This window comes from Pseudoalteromonas sp. SCSIO 43201, assembly GCF_023716725.1.
Taxonomy (GTDB): domain Bacteria; phylum Pseudomonadota; class Gammaproteobacteria; order Enterobacterales; family Alteromonadaceae; genus Pseudoalteromonas; species Pseudoalteromonas peptidolytica.
The window spans coordinates 1,398,336-1,415,349 of record NZ_CP072683.1; the positions used below are offsets into that span (position 1 = coordinate 1,398,336).

The following is a 17,014-nucleotide window of genomic DNA, read 5'->3' on the forward strand; positions in this document are numbered from 1 at the left end:
GCTAAACGCTTAACTTTGCAACAAGGCTTTTTAAAGTATCCACAATGTGCTGTACTTGCTCTTCTGATAGATCAGGAAACAGCGGTAAAGTGACGGCCTGGTGGTAGTATAGTTCTGCTGAAGGGCAGTAACCGGCACTAAATCCAAGCTGCTTGTAGAAAGGCTGTAAGTAAATAGGAATGTAGTGCACATGTGCAAAGATACCGGCATTTCTTAAGTTTTGGATGAGTTTTTTGTGCTCTTCTGGTGAATGGAGCGGAACTTTAACGACGTAGAGGTGGTAAGCGCTGCGTGATGTGTTCGTAACGAGTAACGGTTGGATCACACTATTTTGAAACAAGCTGTCATAGTGTGCCGCAATCTTGTTACGCTGTTGAACAAACCTATCGACCTTCGTTAATTGCTGACATCCTAGTGCGGCATGTAAATCAGTCATGCGATAGTTAAAGCCCAGAACATTTTGTTGATAATACCAAGCGCCATGACTTGGTTCGCTAAACTCTTCTGGTCTATTAGTGATACCATGACTGCGTAGCTTAGCCATAGTATCAGCGAGCTGAGGGTTGTTCGTGAGAGCCGCCCCACCTTCTGCAGAGGTCATTATTTTGACAGGGTGAAAACTAAATACACAGATGTCAGAATATTCACAGGAACCTATCTTTTTTCCGTCAAAGGAGCCGCCGATAGCATGAGAGGCATCCTCAATCACTTTAAAACCATATTGTCGAGCTAGTTCGTTGATAGCCTGCATGTCGCATGACTGGCCAGCAAAATGAACCGGTATAAGCACCCTGGGGAGTTGGTTTTGTCGCTCGGCGTGTACTAACTTGCTAGTGAGTGCCTCAATACTCATGTTACCGGTATCAATATCAATATCGACAAAATCTACACTCGCTCCGCAGTAGAGTGCGCAATTAGATGAGGCTACAAATGAATTTGGTGAGGTCCAAACAATATCACCGTTGCCAACTCCAAGCGCAAGGCAGGCGATATGAAGTGCGGATGTTGCACTGTTTACCGCGACGGCACGATCTGCCCCGGTATAGCTGCAAAGTTTTTGCTCAAACTCTGGAACTTTGGGGCCTTGAGTCAACCAGTCAGATTGCAGCACGTCGATAACTGCATCAATATCTAGCTGGTCTATTGATTGCTTTCCATATGGGATCATAACAGTGCTTGTACGTTAAATGCTTTAATCTCTTCAATGCTCATATAATCCGGATTAGTCAATGAGTTATACTCAAATCCAGGCGTTACAGCTTTCCCTTTCTCACCTAACGCGTTCATGTCAAAATCGTTACTTCTGCTACTGAATTTTATTCCAGGAGCAATAACGAAATGGTCGTCAAACTCAAATGTGTCAAAGCTTAAATCTTCGGGACACATTACTTCATGGAGCTTTTCTCCAGGGCGAATACCGACTACTTTTTGTGGTAGGTTTGGTGCCATTGCGGTCGCTAAATCAACGATACGAATTGAAGGGATTTTCGGTACAAAAATTTCACCGCCAAGCATACGTTCAAAGTTTTTGAGAACAAAATCAACGCCTTGTTGCAGGCTAATCCAAAAACGTGTCATATCTTTATGAGTGATCGGAATATGTCCTTTATTTTCGTCGATAAAACGCTGGAATACAGGCACTACAGAGCCTCTAGAACAAACGACATTACCATAACGTACGACTGAAAACCTAGTTCGGTGTCCACCTGCCATGTTATTTGCTGCAACAAATAGCTTATCAGATGCAAGCTTTGTTGCACCATACAGGTTAATAGGATTGGCTGCTTTGTCTGTAGAAAGGGCTATCACTTTTTCTACTTCGTTATCCAGTGCTGCTTCAATTACGTTTTCAGCCCCATTAATATTGGTTTTAATACACTCCATTGGGTTGTATTCCGCCGCAGGGACTTGCTTTAGGGCTGCGGCATGAATGACATAATCTACGCCTTGCATTGCTCTTCGCAATCGATCTTTGTCTCTGACATCCCCGATGAAATATCGCATACACCGATGATTAAACTCTTGCTGCATTTCAAACTGCTTAAGCTCATCTCGAGAAAAAATGATTATTTTTTTTGGCTTATATCGTTCTAGCAGAGTTTTTACGTATTTTTTGCCGAAAGAGCCTGTGCCGCCGGTAATTAAAATGGTTTTATTATCAAACATTGGGGTCCACCTAAAGGTGCAATCAAAACTTTACAGTATCAAATACTGGAACTGCTACAAGCGCTGTATTGATACGATAAACTAGCTACTACTCAATACTTTATATCACTTCTAATCATTTTGCAGTATTTATGCCAGTCATCACAGGAAATTTAATGATTATGATGACTTTTTACTCAAAATAGCGTAGATTAAAACTAATGATAGTGAATGGGGGTAGATATGAAAATCCAATCACAAAGTGCTGCTTTTTTTAATCGTACAGAGCAGACGGCTAACAAATTAAACGAGCAGCTATCTTCGGGCAAGCGGGTTAATTCAGCTGCCGACGACGCTGCCGCATTACAAATTATTGACAGGCTCACTTCTCAGCAAGATGGGTACAGTCAATCTATTCGTAATGCTTATGATGGTATCTCATACTCGCAGACCGCTGATTCTGCTCTGTCAGGAGTGAATGACGCAGTTTCTAGGATCCGAGAATTGTCTATTCAAGCAGGAAATGGGGCGCTGACAGACAGCGACCGCCAAGCACTGCAAGAGGAAGTGTCTCAGCTTCAAACGCAAATAACAGAAACGTTTGAAAACACGACGTTTGGTGGAGCACAAATATTTGACGGTGAATCACGTAGTTTCCAGGTAGGTCCCGACGCTAACACGACGCAGAGTCTAGAGCAGACCGACGGTGGCTTTGCTAGTGCGATTCTCAGTGTAGATATTTCCACACAGGCTGGGGCGCAATCAGCAATTGACGCTGCTGATACAGTCTCTAAAGAGTTAAACAGCCAGCGCGCGCAGTTGGGGGCGTTTGAAAATTCGGTTTCCAGTACCATTCGCTCAGCAAGCAATCAACGAGAGAATATAGCTGCAAGCCAAAGTCGTATCCAAGACACGGATTACGCCCAAGCGGTTAGCGATCAGGTGGCTAACGATATTCTATCGCAGGCTTCCATTGCATTGAGAGGCCAAGCAAATCAGTCCGCATCATCAGTCTTGGGTTTACTGTAAATTAATACCAAAGTATTGATATAGAACAGTACAGGTGGCGATTTTTTGGCGTTTATGTCAAAAAATTGCCACTTAGGTATTGCATCCCCTTTAATCTCTCTTACAATCTAACTATTGAAAATTTTAGTAGATTGGTTCTCAAGCAATGGTCTTGATCTTAGATAACAACAATAAAAGAGCGATCGGATTAGGCGCAGCGCTTAGCTTTGTCGGTCAGGCAAATGACGTGCTAGCTGAAGAGCAATACGCGCCAAGCATCATTGATAAAAACCAAGAGCCGATTTTTGTGTTAGGTGCATTACAACACGCTTCTCATGAAGCCTTGATCAAATCGCACCCAGCAGTGCCTTTTTTATTGATAGGTGAAACGCTTAGGCCATTGCTTTCACTACCCAATGTTATTGGCCTCATTACGGAACCGTTCAGCCAAGAAGTCACAATGCAGTTACTTCATGACTGTCAACAATACTTACGGATGCTGCCAAATAAAGAAAACAAGCTGCAAAATAAGAGTTTCGACGGTCTAGTTGGAGAGACGGATGCGGTCAAAAATGTACGCTTTTTAATCTCTCAAGTGGCAAAAACAGATGCTAACGTACTGATTTTAGGCGAGTCAGGAACGGGTAAGGAAGTGGTTGCGCGTAATGTACACCTTTTATCTAAGCGTGCTCATGGCCCATTTGTGCCAGTAAACTGTGGTGCGATTCCAGGGGAGTTGTTGGAAAGCGAACTATTTGGTCATGAAAAAGGGGCGTTTACCGGAGCGATATCCGCACGAAAAGGGCGTTTTGAATTGGCGCAAGGCGGCACACTTTTTCTTGATGAAATAGGTGATATGCCACTACAAATGCAGGTTAAACTGCTACGTGTCCTTCAAGAGCGAACTTATGAGCGGGTGGGGGGCACAAAGCCAATTCAAGCTGATGTTCGTGTTATTGCGGCGACTCACCGCAACTTGGAAACCATGATAGAAGAAGGTAAGTTTCGAGAAGATTTATTTTACCGTCTCAATGTTTTTCCAATCGAAAACCCATCACTTAATGAACGTGCTGAAGATATTACGCTACTGCTGAAAGAGCTGACACGCCGTGTGAATGAACAGTCAGGTAATTCGGTCAAATTTACAGATAGAGCAGTAGAAAGTTTAAAAGCACACGCTTGGCCTGGCAATATTCGGGAGCTTGCGAATCTTGTAGAACGTATGGTGATTATGTTCCCTGATAAAGTTGTAGATATCACCGACCTACCACAAAAGTATCGCTACATCGAAGTCGAAGCATTTGAACCTGAATATCCAGAAGAATTGTTAGAAAAAGATGCTTTTAATGAATTGTTCAGCGAAGGCTTTAGTGACGATGAAGAGGATACGTTAGTACAAGACTTTACGTCGCAAACGGCAGGCGTAGGTTTGTTGCCGGATGAGGGGATCGAGCTCAAAGAATACCTAGCTGAACTAGAGATAGACTTGATCACGCAAGCGCTTGAACGTTATGACTATGTTGTTGCGCGTGCAGCGGAAATTTTAGGTGTTCGCCGCACCACATTGGTAGAAAAAATGAAAAAGTACAATCTTAATCGCGATTAACTTATTACACCGAAGTTAACTGTTGCTATGGTTAATACCAATTTGACTTAATACTAGCTCAATTTGAAGGAGTAAATCTGACGCTAACAGCGTTAAAAATTTCTCATTTAGAACAACTAAATATCAAAATTTTTGCCTAGTTATCGACAAGATTTTCTCGCCTCAAAATAGACCACTTAATTAAGAAAATTGGTATAACTTCGAACTACTTGTCTTGTAATAAGTGCCATCTAGATCACTTACTCTATTTTCGAAAAATCCAAAGAGACATAACTATCAATAATAGCTTGTTTGCAAAAGCAGTCATCTGCGTGGTCATTAACCATCCCACAGGCCTGCATGTGCGCGTATACTGTTGTAGAACCAAGAAATTTAAATCCCCGCTTTTTTAAGTCTTTAGCGAATTTGTCGCTGATTTCGCTAGTAGCAACGGCGTCTTGCTTATCACGCATTTTATTTACAATGGGTTGATAGTCAACAAACCCCCACTGATAACGAGCAAAGCTGCCGAAGGCTTGTTGGATCTCAATAAAGTGCCTAGCATTATTGATGGTGGCAGCGATTTTCGCTCGATTTCTAATGATACCGTCAAACGTCAATAACCTTTCAATATCTTGTTCTGTCATTTGACTGACTTTTTGCACATCAAAGTTATGAAATGCCTGCCGATAACCCTCACGTTTTTTTAGTATGGTATACCAGCTAAGGCCTGCTTGAGCGGACTCTAAGGTCAGAAACTCGAATAAGCTTTTGTCATTGAGTACTGGCTTTCCCCATTCTTTATCGTGGTACTCAATATAATCGGGTTTACTTTGATCAACCCAACTGCATCGTCTATTCATGAAAGTGTCCTTTAGCTTATTTATTGTTCGAGCTTTAGGACTCTAACATGTAACTGTACATAAATACAGTGTCAATAAATTGTTCTTTACAGTGCTTCTTTAACTTTATGTTTTTAAAGGAATATAAAGTTGGAATGTTTTTTGCTTTTTCTACATGAGTTTATTTTTAAGAGAGCGGAAAAATGGCATTAGCACATGTTATTAATCCTCAGTTTGTACCAACTACTGGTCATTATAACCCTTGCTTACTTCAAGAAGCATATGTGGGTGAGTTGAGCGATCTACGACAACAAGCAAGTTGGCTAGGTCATCTGGTTGACACTATGCCAGCAGGCGTGATTGTTTTAGATGGTCAAGGGATGATTGCCAAAGCAAATCAGATAGCAATGGATATGCTTGGAGAGCCGCTCGAGGGAGAAAAGTGGTTCAGTATTATTCAACGCTCATTTAGGCCACAGCAAGATGATGGTCATGAGGTCTCTCTTAAAGACGGTCGCCGAATTAAGCTGGATATAACAGCATTAGCGCCCGAGCCTGGGCAACTGATCCTAATGACTGATCTGACAGAAACTCGGCGATTACAGAGTCGAGTTGCTCACATGCAAAGGCTAAGCGCATTGGGAAAAATGGTGGCTTCTTTGGCGCATCAAGTTAGAACGCCATTGTCAGCAGCAATGCTTTATGGTGCCAATTTAGGCGCTACAAACTTACCACAAGCATCTCGGGAAAAGTTTCATGACAAATTGATGTCACGATTAAAAGATTTAGAAAATCAGGTGAATGACATGCTGTTATTCGCAAAAAGTGGCGAACAACAAGTGGTTGAACGGGTCTCTATGCAGTATTTACTAAGTGAAGTCAAAGCGGGTGCTGACGCTATGGTTGAACTTAATCACGCTAAGTTGGAAGCCGATTTGCCTGAGCCGGATATTGAGATACTTGGTAATCGTACTGCATTGGCGAGCGCTATTCAGAACCTTATCCATAACAGTATTCAAATTATTGGCAGTGACGCCCACATTAAGCTTAAAGCAGAGCGTGAGCCCTGTGGCGAACACGTGCGTATTTCTGTCACAGACAATGGTCCAGGTATAGATGAAGCGCTAGTCGATAAGCTGTTCGAACCGTTCTTTACCACCAAATCGCAAGGAACAGGATTAGGTTTGGCAGTTGTAAACTCGGTAGCAAATGCACACAAAGGGTTTGTCAGGGCTGAAAATATCAAAGGTCTAGGTGCACAGTTTAGTCTGATACTACCACTGATCAAAGCGGAGGAATTATGAGTAATAAAGTGTTAGTTGTTGAAGATGATGCCGGCTTAAGAGAAGCGCTCATCGATACGTTACAGCTTTCAAGCATTGAATGTGTCGAAGCAAACAGTGCAGAGCAAGCCGTATTGTTACTCAAGCAAGAGACGTTTTCTTTGGTGGTAAGCGATGTTCAAATGGGTGCAATGAGTGGGCTAGATTTGTTGAAATCCATAAAGCTTAACTACCCTGAGCTGCCAGTGTTAATGATGACAGCTTATGCGACTATTGATGATGCGGTTGAAGCGATGCGTTTGGGAGCCATTGATTACATGGCTAAGCCTTTTGCGCCTGAAGTGTTGTTGAATATGGTGGGTCGTTACCTACCTGAAAAAGAAAAAGAAACAGAGGGTCCTATCGTCGCTGATCCAAAGAGTATAAAGCTGCTTGAGTTGGCTGCAAAAGTAGCAAAGTCTGATGCCAGTGTAATGGTGCTTGGGCCGAGTGGATCAGGTAAAGAGGTATTAGCCCGTTATATTCATGATAAATCAGACAGGGCTGACGAACCATTTATTGCAATTAATTGTGCTGCAATTCCAGAAAATATGCTTGAGGCTACCCTGTTTGGATATGAGAAGGGCGCATTCACAGGTGCAATTCAGGCATGCCCTGGTAAGTTTGAACAAGCGCAAAAAGGGACAATATTACTGGATGAAATCACAGAAATGGATTTGGGGCTTCAGGCAAAATTACTTCGCGTTTTACAAGAGCGGGAAGTGGAGCGACTTGGTAGTAGAAAAACCATAACACTAGATGTTAGGGTGTTGGCAACCAGTAACCGAGATTTGAAAGAAGCGGTTGAAGATGGGGTATTTAGAGAAGATTTATACTATCGCCTTAATGTTTTCCCATTGGAATGGCTGCCGCTTAGAGATAGAGCAGGAGACATTACGGTATTGGCTGAGCACTTGCTATCAAGACATATGCAAAAAGCGGGTAAACCAACACCCAAGTTAAGTACTAGTGCTAAGCAAAAGTTAAATTCTCATAGCTGGCCTGGCAACGTGCGTGAGCTTGATAACGTCATCCAGCGTGCTTTGATATTGTTTCAGGGCCTTGAAATCACAGAAGATGATATTTTTATTGAAAACTTTTCACCGATGTCTTTGGTTGAGTCAGAAACTAGCCTCACACAGTCCGCTACTGAAGACGCTCCCAATGATGATGGCATCATCAATTATAAGGATGAGCTACAGGACAAAGAGCATCAAATTATTTTGGATACGCTTGCTAAGTTTAATGGTAAGCGCAAAGAAGTGGCTGAAGTTTTAGGCATGAGCCCAAGGACACTGCGCTATAAGCTAGCAAAAATGCGAGATCTCGGAATTGCGTTACCAGCTTAGGTGAAAGAGTCGCTCAGATATCTTGAAGGTGAGCTTAAAAGTAGGACGTGAGCTTACCTTCATTTGTACACCTCAGGCTAATACAACATCAACCTAAACGAAGCTGTTGCTTTTTTCTGGCACCTTCCTTTTCCTCCGACTGCCAATTTTTCGACAGGGTAATTTCAGCTTAACCAACTGAAATTAAAGTGTTTTAATGTTGGCATGTTTCCTGCTTTCATCAAGGTAACAAGAGTTATTTTGAGTAAAGCATCATGAAAGTACAATCATCAGCGCTATTCCAAGAAATGCAGGCAATGGCCGCAGAAGCGACAAGAAATACGCAGCCTACTGTGCAGCCAATTAAAACAGCAGCATCTTCTTCAGCTCAATTTGGAGATTTACTCTCTGACGCACTCAATTCTGTTCATGGCCTTCAGCAAGACGCAAAGAAAAAAGTGACGGCGGTGGAGATGGGTGATCGTAGTGTTTCTCTTGCTGAGGCGATGATCGCAAAACAAAAATCATCGGTCGCTTTTGAGGCAACGGTACAAGTTCGCAATAAACTTGTCGAAGCCTATAAAGAAATCATGAGCATGCCAGTTTAACAAAATGATTGTGGAGAGTAATCGTGGCTACTAATCAATCAACAGATCTTACACTTTCCGACGCAGCGCTGAATAACGACAGCGGTTCGGACGAGCAACAAGAGCAAAAGTCTGGCTACTTCAGTGCGCTAAGCGGTGTCGATATGTTGCGCCAGGTTACTCTGGTTATTGCGTTAGCTATTTGTTTAGCAATTGCCATTTTTATCATTATTTGGGCCCGCCAGCCAGACATGCGTCCGCTGGGTAAATATCCTACTGAAGAGCTAGTTGAGACGCTAGACTTCCTAGACCAACAAAAAATTGAGTACCAATTAGACGGTAATACTATTTTAGTTGCTGAATCGGATTACCAAGATGTTAAGTTGCGTATGGCGCGTGATGGTTTCACCCAATCTCCTAGCTCCGGTACTGATATTTTAATGCAGGACATGGGTTTTGGTGTTAGTCAACGTCTTGAAAGAGAACGGCTAAAGCACGGTCGTGAGCAGCAGTTGGCAAGAACGATTGAAGAGCTGCAAGATGTAAATCGTGCAAAAGTACTGTTAGCTATTCCAAAGGAGAACGTATTTGCCCGTCGTGAAAAGAAACCATCTGCGACAGTGGTGATCACGCTAAAGCGTGGCAGAACTTTAGGAGGAGAAGAAGTTGACTCTATCGTAGATATCGTGGCATCAGCGGTACAGGGGCTGGAGCCATCACGGGTAACGGTGACTGACCAAAATGGACGCTTACTTAACTCAGGTTCACAAGATTCGCTTGCTGCTCGCTCTAGAAAAGAGTACGAAATTGAACGTAAGCGAGAGCAAGAGTACTTAGAAAAGATAGACAGTATACTGATCCCAATAGTGGGCCTAGGCAATTTTACGGCCCAAGTTGATCTGACGATGGACTTTAGTGCAGTTGAAGAAACACAAAAACGCTATAACCCTGATTTACCAGCGGTCAGAAGTGAAACAACTTACGAAGAAAACAATATTGGCGGTCTATCAGTGGGGATCCCAGGAGCGCTGACGAACCAACCTCCACTTAACTCAAATATCCCTGAAGTTGCAGGTCAAGGAGGAAACGGTAATGGCACTACGCCTAGCAGTATTCAAAAAGAAGCGACCCGTAACTACGAACTTGATACGACGATTAGTCATAAGCGTCAACAAACTGGCGTTATTCGCAGAATTAGTGTGAGTGTGGCGGTTGATTACCTACCTCAGCCAGATGCCGAAGGTAATATGGCTATGGTGCCTCGTTCACAAGAAGCGCTGAACAATATCCGTCGTTTGCTTCAAGGCGGTGTCGGCTTTGACATGCAGCGTGGCGACGCACTAGAAGTGGTTACTGTACCATTCGTTCGCGAAGATTTGATGGAAATGCAAGAGTTACCACTGTGGGAACAAGATTGGTTCCAAAAAACCATTCGCTTAGTTGCGGGAACGTTAGTTATCATTGTGCTAATCTTAGCAGTGGTACGACCTATGCTTAAACGTCTAATTTACCCAGATGATACACTGGAAGATTTTGATGAAGATGCTTTAACCAGCGGTGTTGACCTAGGTGATAGCACGTTAGATATGCTAAATAACGATTTCGACGAGTCAGCAGTTGGCTTCTCATCAGACGGTAGATTACAATTGCCAGACTTACATGGTGATGAGGACCTACTAAAAGCGGTACGTGCCCTTGTTGCGAATGAACCTGAACTCTCATCACAAGTTGTGAAAGCGTGGTTAACCGAAGATGACTGATGAAGAACAAAAACAATTACCCGCGGCCTTTGACGTTGAAAAATTAGATGGCGTTGATAAAGCCGCCATCTTACTGCTTAGTTTGACAGAAGAAGATGCAGCTCAAATTTTAAAACACCTAGAGCCAAAGCAGGTACAAAAGGTGGGTATGGCGATGGCGTCTATGGATGACTTATCACAGGCTAAAATTGCAGCAGTGCATAACTTGTTTATTGAGCAAATACAAAGCTTTAGTACCATAGGCTTCCAATCTGAAGACTTTATTAAAAAAGCACTGACTGCAGCACTTGGCGAAGACAAAGCAGCAAGCTTAATAGACCAAATTGTAATGGGTTCAGGTGCAAAAGGCTTAGATTCATTAAAATGGATGGACTCTAAACAGGTTGCGAATATCATTCGTAACGAGCACCCGCAAATCCAAACCATTGTTTTGTCTTACCTAGAGCCGGAGCAGTCCGCAGAAATATTGTCTCAGTTTCCTGAGAAAGTGCGCTTAGACTTAACGATGAGAATCGCCAACTTAGAAGAAGTTCAGCCCGCGGCATTACAAGAGCTAAACGAAATCATGGAAAAACAATTTGCTGGCCAAGCTGGTGCGCAGGCTGCGAAAATGGGTGGCTTAAAAGCGGCCGCTGATATCATGAACTATCTTGATACTAACGTTGAAGGCCAGCTGATGGATTCTATACGCGAACATGATGAAGAGATGTCACAACAAATCCAAGATTTAATGTTTGTGTTTGAGAATTTAATGGATGTAGAAGACCGAGGGATCCAAGCAATTTTGCGTGAAGTACAGCAAGATGTACTGATGAAAGCGATTAAAGGCGCTGATGACTCACTGAAAGATAAGATATTGAAAAATATGTCCAAGCGCGCAGCTGAAATGATGCAAGATGACTTAGAAGCTATGCCGCCTGTCAGGATAAGTGAAGTTGAAGCAGCACAAAAAGAAATTCTTGCTACCGCGAGACGTTTGGCCGATTCAGGCGAAATCATGCTTGGTGGTGGTGGTGGTGAGGAGTTCTTGTAAACCATGGTCGATAAAAAGCTGTATAAAGGTCGCCCTGTCAGTACCGAAGCATTAGATGAATTGCTAGAAAACTGGCCAATACCAGATGTGTCTGATAAACCAGAGAAATTTAGAGGGCGATCGACTGCGTTTGGCACGCCGTTGGAGGAGCTCTACAGTAAGAAACAGGTTCACGAAGAGCCTGAGCCACAAGAGCCTGAATTTCCGACGCTAACACTCGAAGAGCTTGAACAAATTCGCCAAGATGCTTATGACGAAGGTATCAAACAAGGTCATGAGCAAGGTTATATTGAGGGCTTTGAAAAAGGCGTATCAGAAGGTAAAGAAGCTGGCTATAAAGAAGGCGTTGAGATAGGGAAAGAGAAGGGCATCGAAGAAGCACAACCAATTATCGAAGAACGCATGAAAGCACTTTCAAGCTTATTAGACGAGATGCAATCGCCACTTACACGTGTTGATGATGAGTGTGAAAAGCAACTGGTATATCTTGTCAATTTATTGGCAGAGCAAGTCATTTTTAAAGAACTGAAAACCAGCCCTGAGCTTATTTTGAACGCATTGAAAAAAGCAATGGATGCGCTACCAGTTAAAGAGCAAACGGTGCGAATACATCTGCATCCAGAAGATCTCGAGTTAGTACAATCTATGTATGGTGCGGAACACATCGAATCACAGCATTGGCAGCTGATCCCTGAACCAACTCTAGATAGAGGGGGATGTGAGGTCAAAACACCACAATCTTCAATTGATATGACACTGAAAAACCGCATCAGTGAAGTATTGGAATCATTTTTGCTAGACAGTGGTATAAATCCGTAAATAAGAACTTGCCCTCATTGCCTGTTGTTCGCAAGCATTTGAGGGAAGCATCTAAATAGGTAACTACGAAATGTCTACATCAGCTGCTTTGAGCGAGCGGATCAGTAAATACAAAAAGTTTGTAAAGCCTTATGGCGTGGCCGTTGCAGGTAGCCTGACTCGAGTGGTTGGGTTAACGCTGGAAGCAAGAGGACTGAATGCACCTATTGGCAGTCAGTGCAAAATTGAAACGCTTGGCGGTTTCATTGACGCTGAAGTGATAGGCTTTAATCAAGAGACGCTTTATTTGATGCCTAACGATCATATTACTGGCGTGCTTCCTGGTGCCCGCGTTATTCCCAAAGTGAAAGATTCAGGACTGCCTGTCGGTATGGAGCTACTTGGCCGTGTTGTTGATGGCTTAGGCCGCCCTCTTGATGGCCTCGGTGCCATAGATGCCCAGCAGCACTTGAAATTTGCAGCAGCGCCGATAAACCCACTAGCTAGAAGACCGATCGACTCCCCAATGGACGTAGGGGTACGAGCCATAAATTCTATTGTTACTGTTGGGCAAGGTCAACGTATGGGTTTGTTTGCAGGTAGTGGTGTAGGTAAGTCAGTATTGCTTGGCATGATGACCCGAGGCAGTGAAGCTGATGTTATCGTTGTTGGCCTTGTCGGAGAACGTGGGCGGGAAGTTAAAGAGTTTATTGATGAAATACTTGGCGTAGAGGGGCGGCGACGTTCTGTGGTGGTTGCCGCACCGGCGGATGCTTCACCTTTAATGCGCCTTAAAGGCTGTGAAAGCGCAGTGACAATCGCTGAGTATTTTCGCGATCAAGGCCTAAATGTCTTACTACTATTAGACTCTGTAACGCGTTATGCCATGGCGCAGCGAGAAATTGCACTCGCGGTAGGTGAGCCGCCAGCCACAAAGGGTTACCCCCCCTCGGTGTTTGCAAAACTACCCGCATTGGTTGAGCGAGCGGGTAATGGCGGTGAAGGACAAGGCTCAATTACCGCATTTTTCACGGTATTGAGTGAAGGCGATGATATGCAAGACCCAATCGCGGATGCTGCTCGTGCGATATTAGATGGTCATATAGTACTTTCGAGAGAACTTGCGGATAGTGGGCATTACCCAGCAATTGATATTGAAAAGTCCATTAGCCGTGTTATGCCACAAGTTGTATCTGAAGCGCATATGCAGCAAGCTAGAGTGCTAAAGCAAGTCTACTCCATGTATCAGCAGAACAAAGATATGATCACACTTGGTGCCTACCAAAAAGGTAGTGACCAAATGTTAGATCAGGCGATAAACATGATGCCTGCGGTCAATAATTTCTTACAGCAAGGAATGAAAGACGTTATCAACTATGATGAGTGTCTACAAAACCTTGCGCAGCTTCTGGGACAAGCATAATGGCAAACAATAAATTAGACCTGCTGCTGAAATTAGAAAAAGACAAAGAAGATAACTTGCGCGCAAACTTTGTGCAAGCACAGCAACATCTTACTACCAACCAACAAAGATTATCAGGGCTCAACGATTTTCGGATGGAGTACAGTATGCAGCTTCACAATAAGGCAAAGGTTGGTTTAACGAGTGGTGGTTTCAATCAATATCATAACTTTATTAATAAGATTGAACAGGCGATAGATCAGCAGGCGAAAACCGTGAATACCGCTAAACAAGTCGTTGAGCAGCGCCGTAAATTGTGGTTAGCGCAACAAGCGAAAACCAAAGCCATTGAAAAGCTAATAGAGAAACAAGCGTTGGCACAGCAGCAAAAATTAGCCAAAGCAGAGCAAAGAATGCTGGATGAGTTTGCCACCAACCAATTTGTTCGAAGAGCACGCTCTTGGTAGGTTGGCTCGAAATATGCAAAGTAGTTAAAACGTTTTCAAATTTATGTAGTGAATGCTTAATAATGCGGCTTTTAGGCGTGTTAGCGTTAATTACAACGGCAGTATATTGCCACTTTTTGAGGTAGCTTAATAATGAATGTAATGCTTGCATCTATGCTGCAACGAGGCAGTCAAGAAGTTGAGGTTAAAGGTAAAGCCTCAGAGCAGGACGCTAATAGCCAAGAGGGTGAAACCGGGTTTCGCGTATTGATGGCTGAGCTAACTCATCAAGGCGATAAGTCTGCTCAAGAGCAAGTCGATTCAGATGGTTCATCAGACTTGGGGGCTGGTGTCACTAAGGAATTAGCTGAGTCTGAACAAAGTGTTACACCATCAGTAAAAGAAAAGGGGGAAGAAGGTGCTGTGCTATCTCAGTATCAAGGCGATAGTATACCTTCAGAGATGTCAGGCGAAGTGTTACCTGATTTACCAGATAATGATTTGTACACACAAATCAGTGCATCAAAGAAGCAAGATACTTCATTGCAGCATCCAAGTTTAGTAGCGCAATCTGTCAAAGAAGCGCTAGAGAAAGAGTCTAACGGTATTTCTGGTGCAAAATCGACAGAAGACACAGAGGTGCAGGGACAAAAGGAGCAAACTAAACCTGTTTCAGCCATAGATGGTACGCTCATTTCGACTGGCAAAGAGCAAAGAACAGATCCAAAAGCTCAAAGTATGGACAAGCTGCCAATGCAAAACCAGCCTGAGAAACATGCTGAAGATCAACTTGAGAAGCCAACTGTAGCAACTGCCATTGCGACTAAAGGGGTAGAGAGCGCGTTACAAAACAATAAAGCTGATGATGCAGACTTAGGGAGTAAAGCGGCAATAGGACTGAAAAATAGTACCGATGAAGCCGTTTTAAAAGTACAAAGCACTCAATCTACCACGTCTAATGATGACTTGCTTGCTGATGAAAAGCAGAGTAAAGCGAAGTTGAAAGAGTCAGCTACTGAATCGAACGCTACAATAGCTATAGATACCAAGAAAAGTGCAGCAAAAGGTGGTGAACAACAAGTTCAGATAATTGCAAAGTTAACTCATCAAGAACAACAACAATTAAAAGCGGTAATTGATGGTAAATTGGATGTTTATGATGCTTCTCCAGGTGTTCAAAAAGCAATAGCACAGCTCCTAGGAAACCGCTCTGGCGTAACGACGCTAGAACAGCTCAAACCTCTTGTTCAGTCGCTAAACTCAGAGAATATGACGTCAGAGGGGAAAACATCAGTTAATGATATTGTGATTTCCGAGACACAACTTACTAAGGAAAAAGTAATAACGACGCCCCTTAAAGAGGGGAAAGATATCCCTACCTCGGTAAAACAGAATGTGGATCAAAATCGTGAAAATCAAAAGTTACAAGATGTTGAAAGCAGCGTACTTGAAAAACAGAACGTAGAAAAACAAAATACCGATAAGCAAGTTATCGAAAAACTGGCAGAAAAAGAGTTAAGTCGTTCAGCGCAAGTTGAAGCGCATTCAAATAAGGAAGCGCTCAAATCTGAACGTCAGCCTTTCGTCGCAACTACACAAGCAGCACTAAAACAAGAAACAAGCCCTGTTCAAACACCACAGCAGGATAACTCCTCTTTAAACCAAACCTTAAAAGAAGTGCAGCAAGTTCAACAAACACAGTCTTCAAACCAATCAACAGCACAGACAAAACCTGCAACTGATGCTAACCTTCAACAGGCAATCAACATTGCGCGTCAAGATGCCGCCAAGGAGCTGCATCAGCGAGTTGGTATGATGTTGAACCTAAACAATAAAGAGGCTGAAATCAGACTTGATCCTCCTGAGTTGGGGGCAATGCAGATACGAATAAAAAGTGATGCAGAGCAAGCTCAAGTGAATATCGTTGTGCAAAATCAACAGGCAAAAGAGTTACTGGAGCAGTCCATGCCTAGGTTAAGAGAAATGCTTGCAGAACAAGGGATTGAGTTAGGAGATAGCCAAATATCTCATCAGCAACAAGGGCAGAGTGATGGTGATGCTGAAGGAAATTCTGGTAGTGCTGGTGGACAAGCTGGACATGGTAGTAGTGATGACACAGCACAAAATGTACAAGCTTCACCGCAGAGAAATACTGATTCTGCAATAGATTACTATGCCTAACACCTGCTATTATTGTAGTTACAAAAGAATATAAGGGTTTGCTATGGCTGAAGAAACTGACTTAGAAATAGAAGAAACAGGTGGCTCGAAGAAGAAACTGATTATTATTATTGCGGCTGCCGTTTTAGTGCTCGGTGGTGTTGCCGGATTTTTCCTATTTTCAGGCTCAGATGCGCCAGAGGAAACGCTCGCTGAAGAAACAACAGCAAGTGAAGTGAAAGCGGAGCAAGGCAACTCAGCGCAAATTGGTAGTGCGTTGTATGTCGCGATGCCAAGACCTTTTGTTTTCAATGTACCCGGGGCAAGCCGCGATAGGATTGTGCAAATAAAAGTGCAGCTATTGGTGCGTGGAGATGTCAACGAAGAAGTTGCCAAAAAACATATCCCACTGATTGAGGGGACACTGCTTAGTGTGTTCTCAACGACAACCGCTGATGAGTTAAGCACCAGTGCTGGCAAGGAAACGCTAAGGTTGACTGCACTTGACAAAGTGCAAGCAGCAATGGAAGGGGTTGAAGGTAGTAAAGTGATTGAGCGCGTGTTATTTACCGGCTTTGTAATGCAATAAGGTAGTATT

General features: G+C 43.3%; 15 protein-coding genes. 12 read left to right on the top strand and 3 right to left on the bottom strand.

Features of this window, described 5'->3' with window-relative positions; genetic code table 11:
- Position 1: 1 nt before the first annotated feature.
- Both pseC and pseB read right to left on the bottom strand, forming a co-directional pair.
- Positions 2-1,168 carry a UDP-4-amino-4,6-dideoxy-N-acetyl-beta-L-altrosamine transaminase gene (gene pseC / locus J8Z24_RS05985; protein ID WP_176031871.1) on the bottom strand — a complete coding sequence of 389 codons (1,167 nt, stop codon included), beginning with the start codon at positions 1,166-1,168 and terminating at the stop codon, positions 2-4.
- Positions 1,165-2,166, bottom strand: coding sequence for a UDP-N-acetylglucosamine 4,6-dehydratase (inverting) (gene pseB / locus J8Z24_RS05990; RefSeq protein ID WP_125252025.1), 1,002 nt, complete (start codon positions 2,164-2,166; stop codon positions 1,165-1,167). The genes pseC and pseB overlap by 4 nt, the downstream gene beginning before the upstream one ends.
- A gap of 222 nt (positions 2,167-2,388) precedes the next feature.
- Between pseB and J8Z24_RS05995 the strand changes: the two genes are divergently transcribed.
- A complete protein-coding gene (locus tag J8Z24_RS05995; protein WP_125252024.1) occupies positions 2,389-3,174 on the top strand; it encodes a flagellin N-terminal helical domain-containing protein in 786 nt (261 codons plus the stop codon).
- Between the two features lie 145 nt (positions 3,175-3,319).
- Positions 3,320-4,759: a sigma-54 dependent transcriptional regulator gene (locus J8Z24_RS06000; RefSeq protein ID WP_147389968.1), complete on the top strand. Its 1,440-nt coding sequence runs from the start codon at positions 3,320-3,322 to the stop codon at positions 4,757-4,759.
- Between the two features lie 239 nt (positions 4,760-4,998).
- Here the strand turns inward: J8Z24_RS06000 and J8Z24_RS06005 are convergent, their stop codons facing one another.
- Positions 4,999-5,601, bottom strand: coding sequence for a DNA-3-methyladenine glycosylase I (locus J8Z24_RS06005; protein ID WP_147390472.1), 603 nt, complete (start codon positions 5,599-5,601; stop codon positions 4,999-5,001).
- A gap of 182 nt (positions 5,602-5,783) precedes the next feature.
- Between J8Z24_RS06005 and J8Z24_RS06010 the strand changes: the two genes are divergently transcribed.
- The 10 genes from J8Z24_RS06010 to fliL all read left to right on the top strand — a co-directional run bounded on the left by J8Z24_RS06010 (position 5,784) and on the right by fliL (position 17,005).
- Positions 5,784-6,884 carry a sensor histidine kinase gene (locus J8Z24_RS06010; RefSeq protein ID WP_147390471.1) on the top strand — a complete coding sequence of 367 codons (1,101 nt, stop codon included), beginning with the start codon at positions 5,784-5,786 and terminating at the stop codon, positions 6,882-6,884.
- Positions 6,881-8,251: a sigma-54-dependent transcriptional regulator gene (locus tag J8Z24_RS06015; protein WP_176031870.1), complete on the top strand. Its 1,371-nt coding sequence runs from the start codon at positions 6,881-6,883 to the stop codon at positions 8,249-8,251. Before J8Z24_RS06010 ends, J8Z24_RS06015 begins: the two co-directional genes overlap by 4 nt.
- Positions 8,252-8,505: 254 nt before the next feature.
- Positions 8,506-8,838, top strand: coding sequence for a flagellar hook-basal body complex protein FliE (gene fliE / locus J8Z24_RS06020; protein ID WP_125252019.1), 333 nt, complete (start codon positions 8,506-8,508; stop codon positions 8,836-8,838).
- 20 nt (positions 8,839-8,858) lie between these two features.
- The gene (gene fliF / locus J8Z24_RS06025) at positions 8,859-10,577 is read left to right on the top strand and encodes a flagellar basal-body MS-ring/collar protein FliF (protein WP_252095624.1); all 1,719 of its coding nucleotides are present in this window, start codon (positions 8,859-8,861) and stop codon (positions 10,575-10,577) included.
- Positions 10,570-11,610 carry a flagellar motor switch protein FliG gene (fliG, locus tag J8Z24_RS06030; RefSeq protein WP_125252017.1) on the top strand — a complete coding sequence of 347 codons (1,041 nt, stop codon included), beginning with the start codon at positions 10,570-10,572 and terminating at the stop codon, positions 11,608-11,610. Before fliF ends, fliG begins: the two co-directional genes overlap by 8 nt.
- 3 nt (positions 11,611-11,613) lie before the next feature.
- Positions 11,614-12,429, top strand: a complete 816-nt coding sequence (gene fliH / locus J8Z24_RS06035) for a flagellar assembly protein FliH (RefSeq protein ID WP_125252016.1) — start codon at positions 11,614-11,616, stop codon at positions 12,427-12,429.
- A gap of 70 nt (positions 12,430-12,499) precedes the next feature.
- On the top strand, positions 12,500-13,831 hold the full coding sequence (gene fliI / locus J8Z24_RS06040) for a flagellar protein export ATPase FliI (protein WP_147390469.1): 1,332 nt from the start codon (positions 12,500-12,502) through the stop codon (positions 13,829-13,831).
- Complete coding sequence (fliJ, locus tag J8Z24_RS06045) at positions 13,831-14,277, top strand: flagellar export protein FliJ (protein ID WP_125252014.1); 447 nt, start codon at positions 13,831-13,833, stop codon at positions 14,275-14,277. The genes fliI and fliJ overlap by 1 nt, the downstream gene beginning before the upstream one ends.
- A 132-nt stretch (positions 14,278-14,409) precedes the next feature.
- On the top strand, positions 14,410-16,437 hold the full coding sequence (locus J8Z24_RS06050; protein ID WP_176031869.1) for a flagellar hook-length control protein FliK: 2,028 nt from the start codon (positions 14,410-14,412) through the stop codon (positions 16,435-16,437).
- Between the two features lie 43 nt (positions 16,438-16,480).
- A complete protein-coding gene (fliL, locus tag J8Z24_RS06055) occupies positions 16,481-17,005 on the top strand; it encodes a flagellar basal body-associated protein FliL (RefSeq protein ID WP_125252012.1) in 525 nt (174 codons plus the stop codon).
- Positions 17,006-17,014 lie beyond the last annotated feature (9 nt).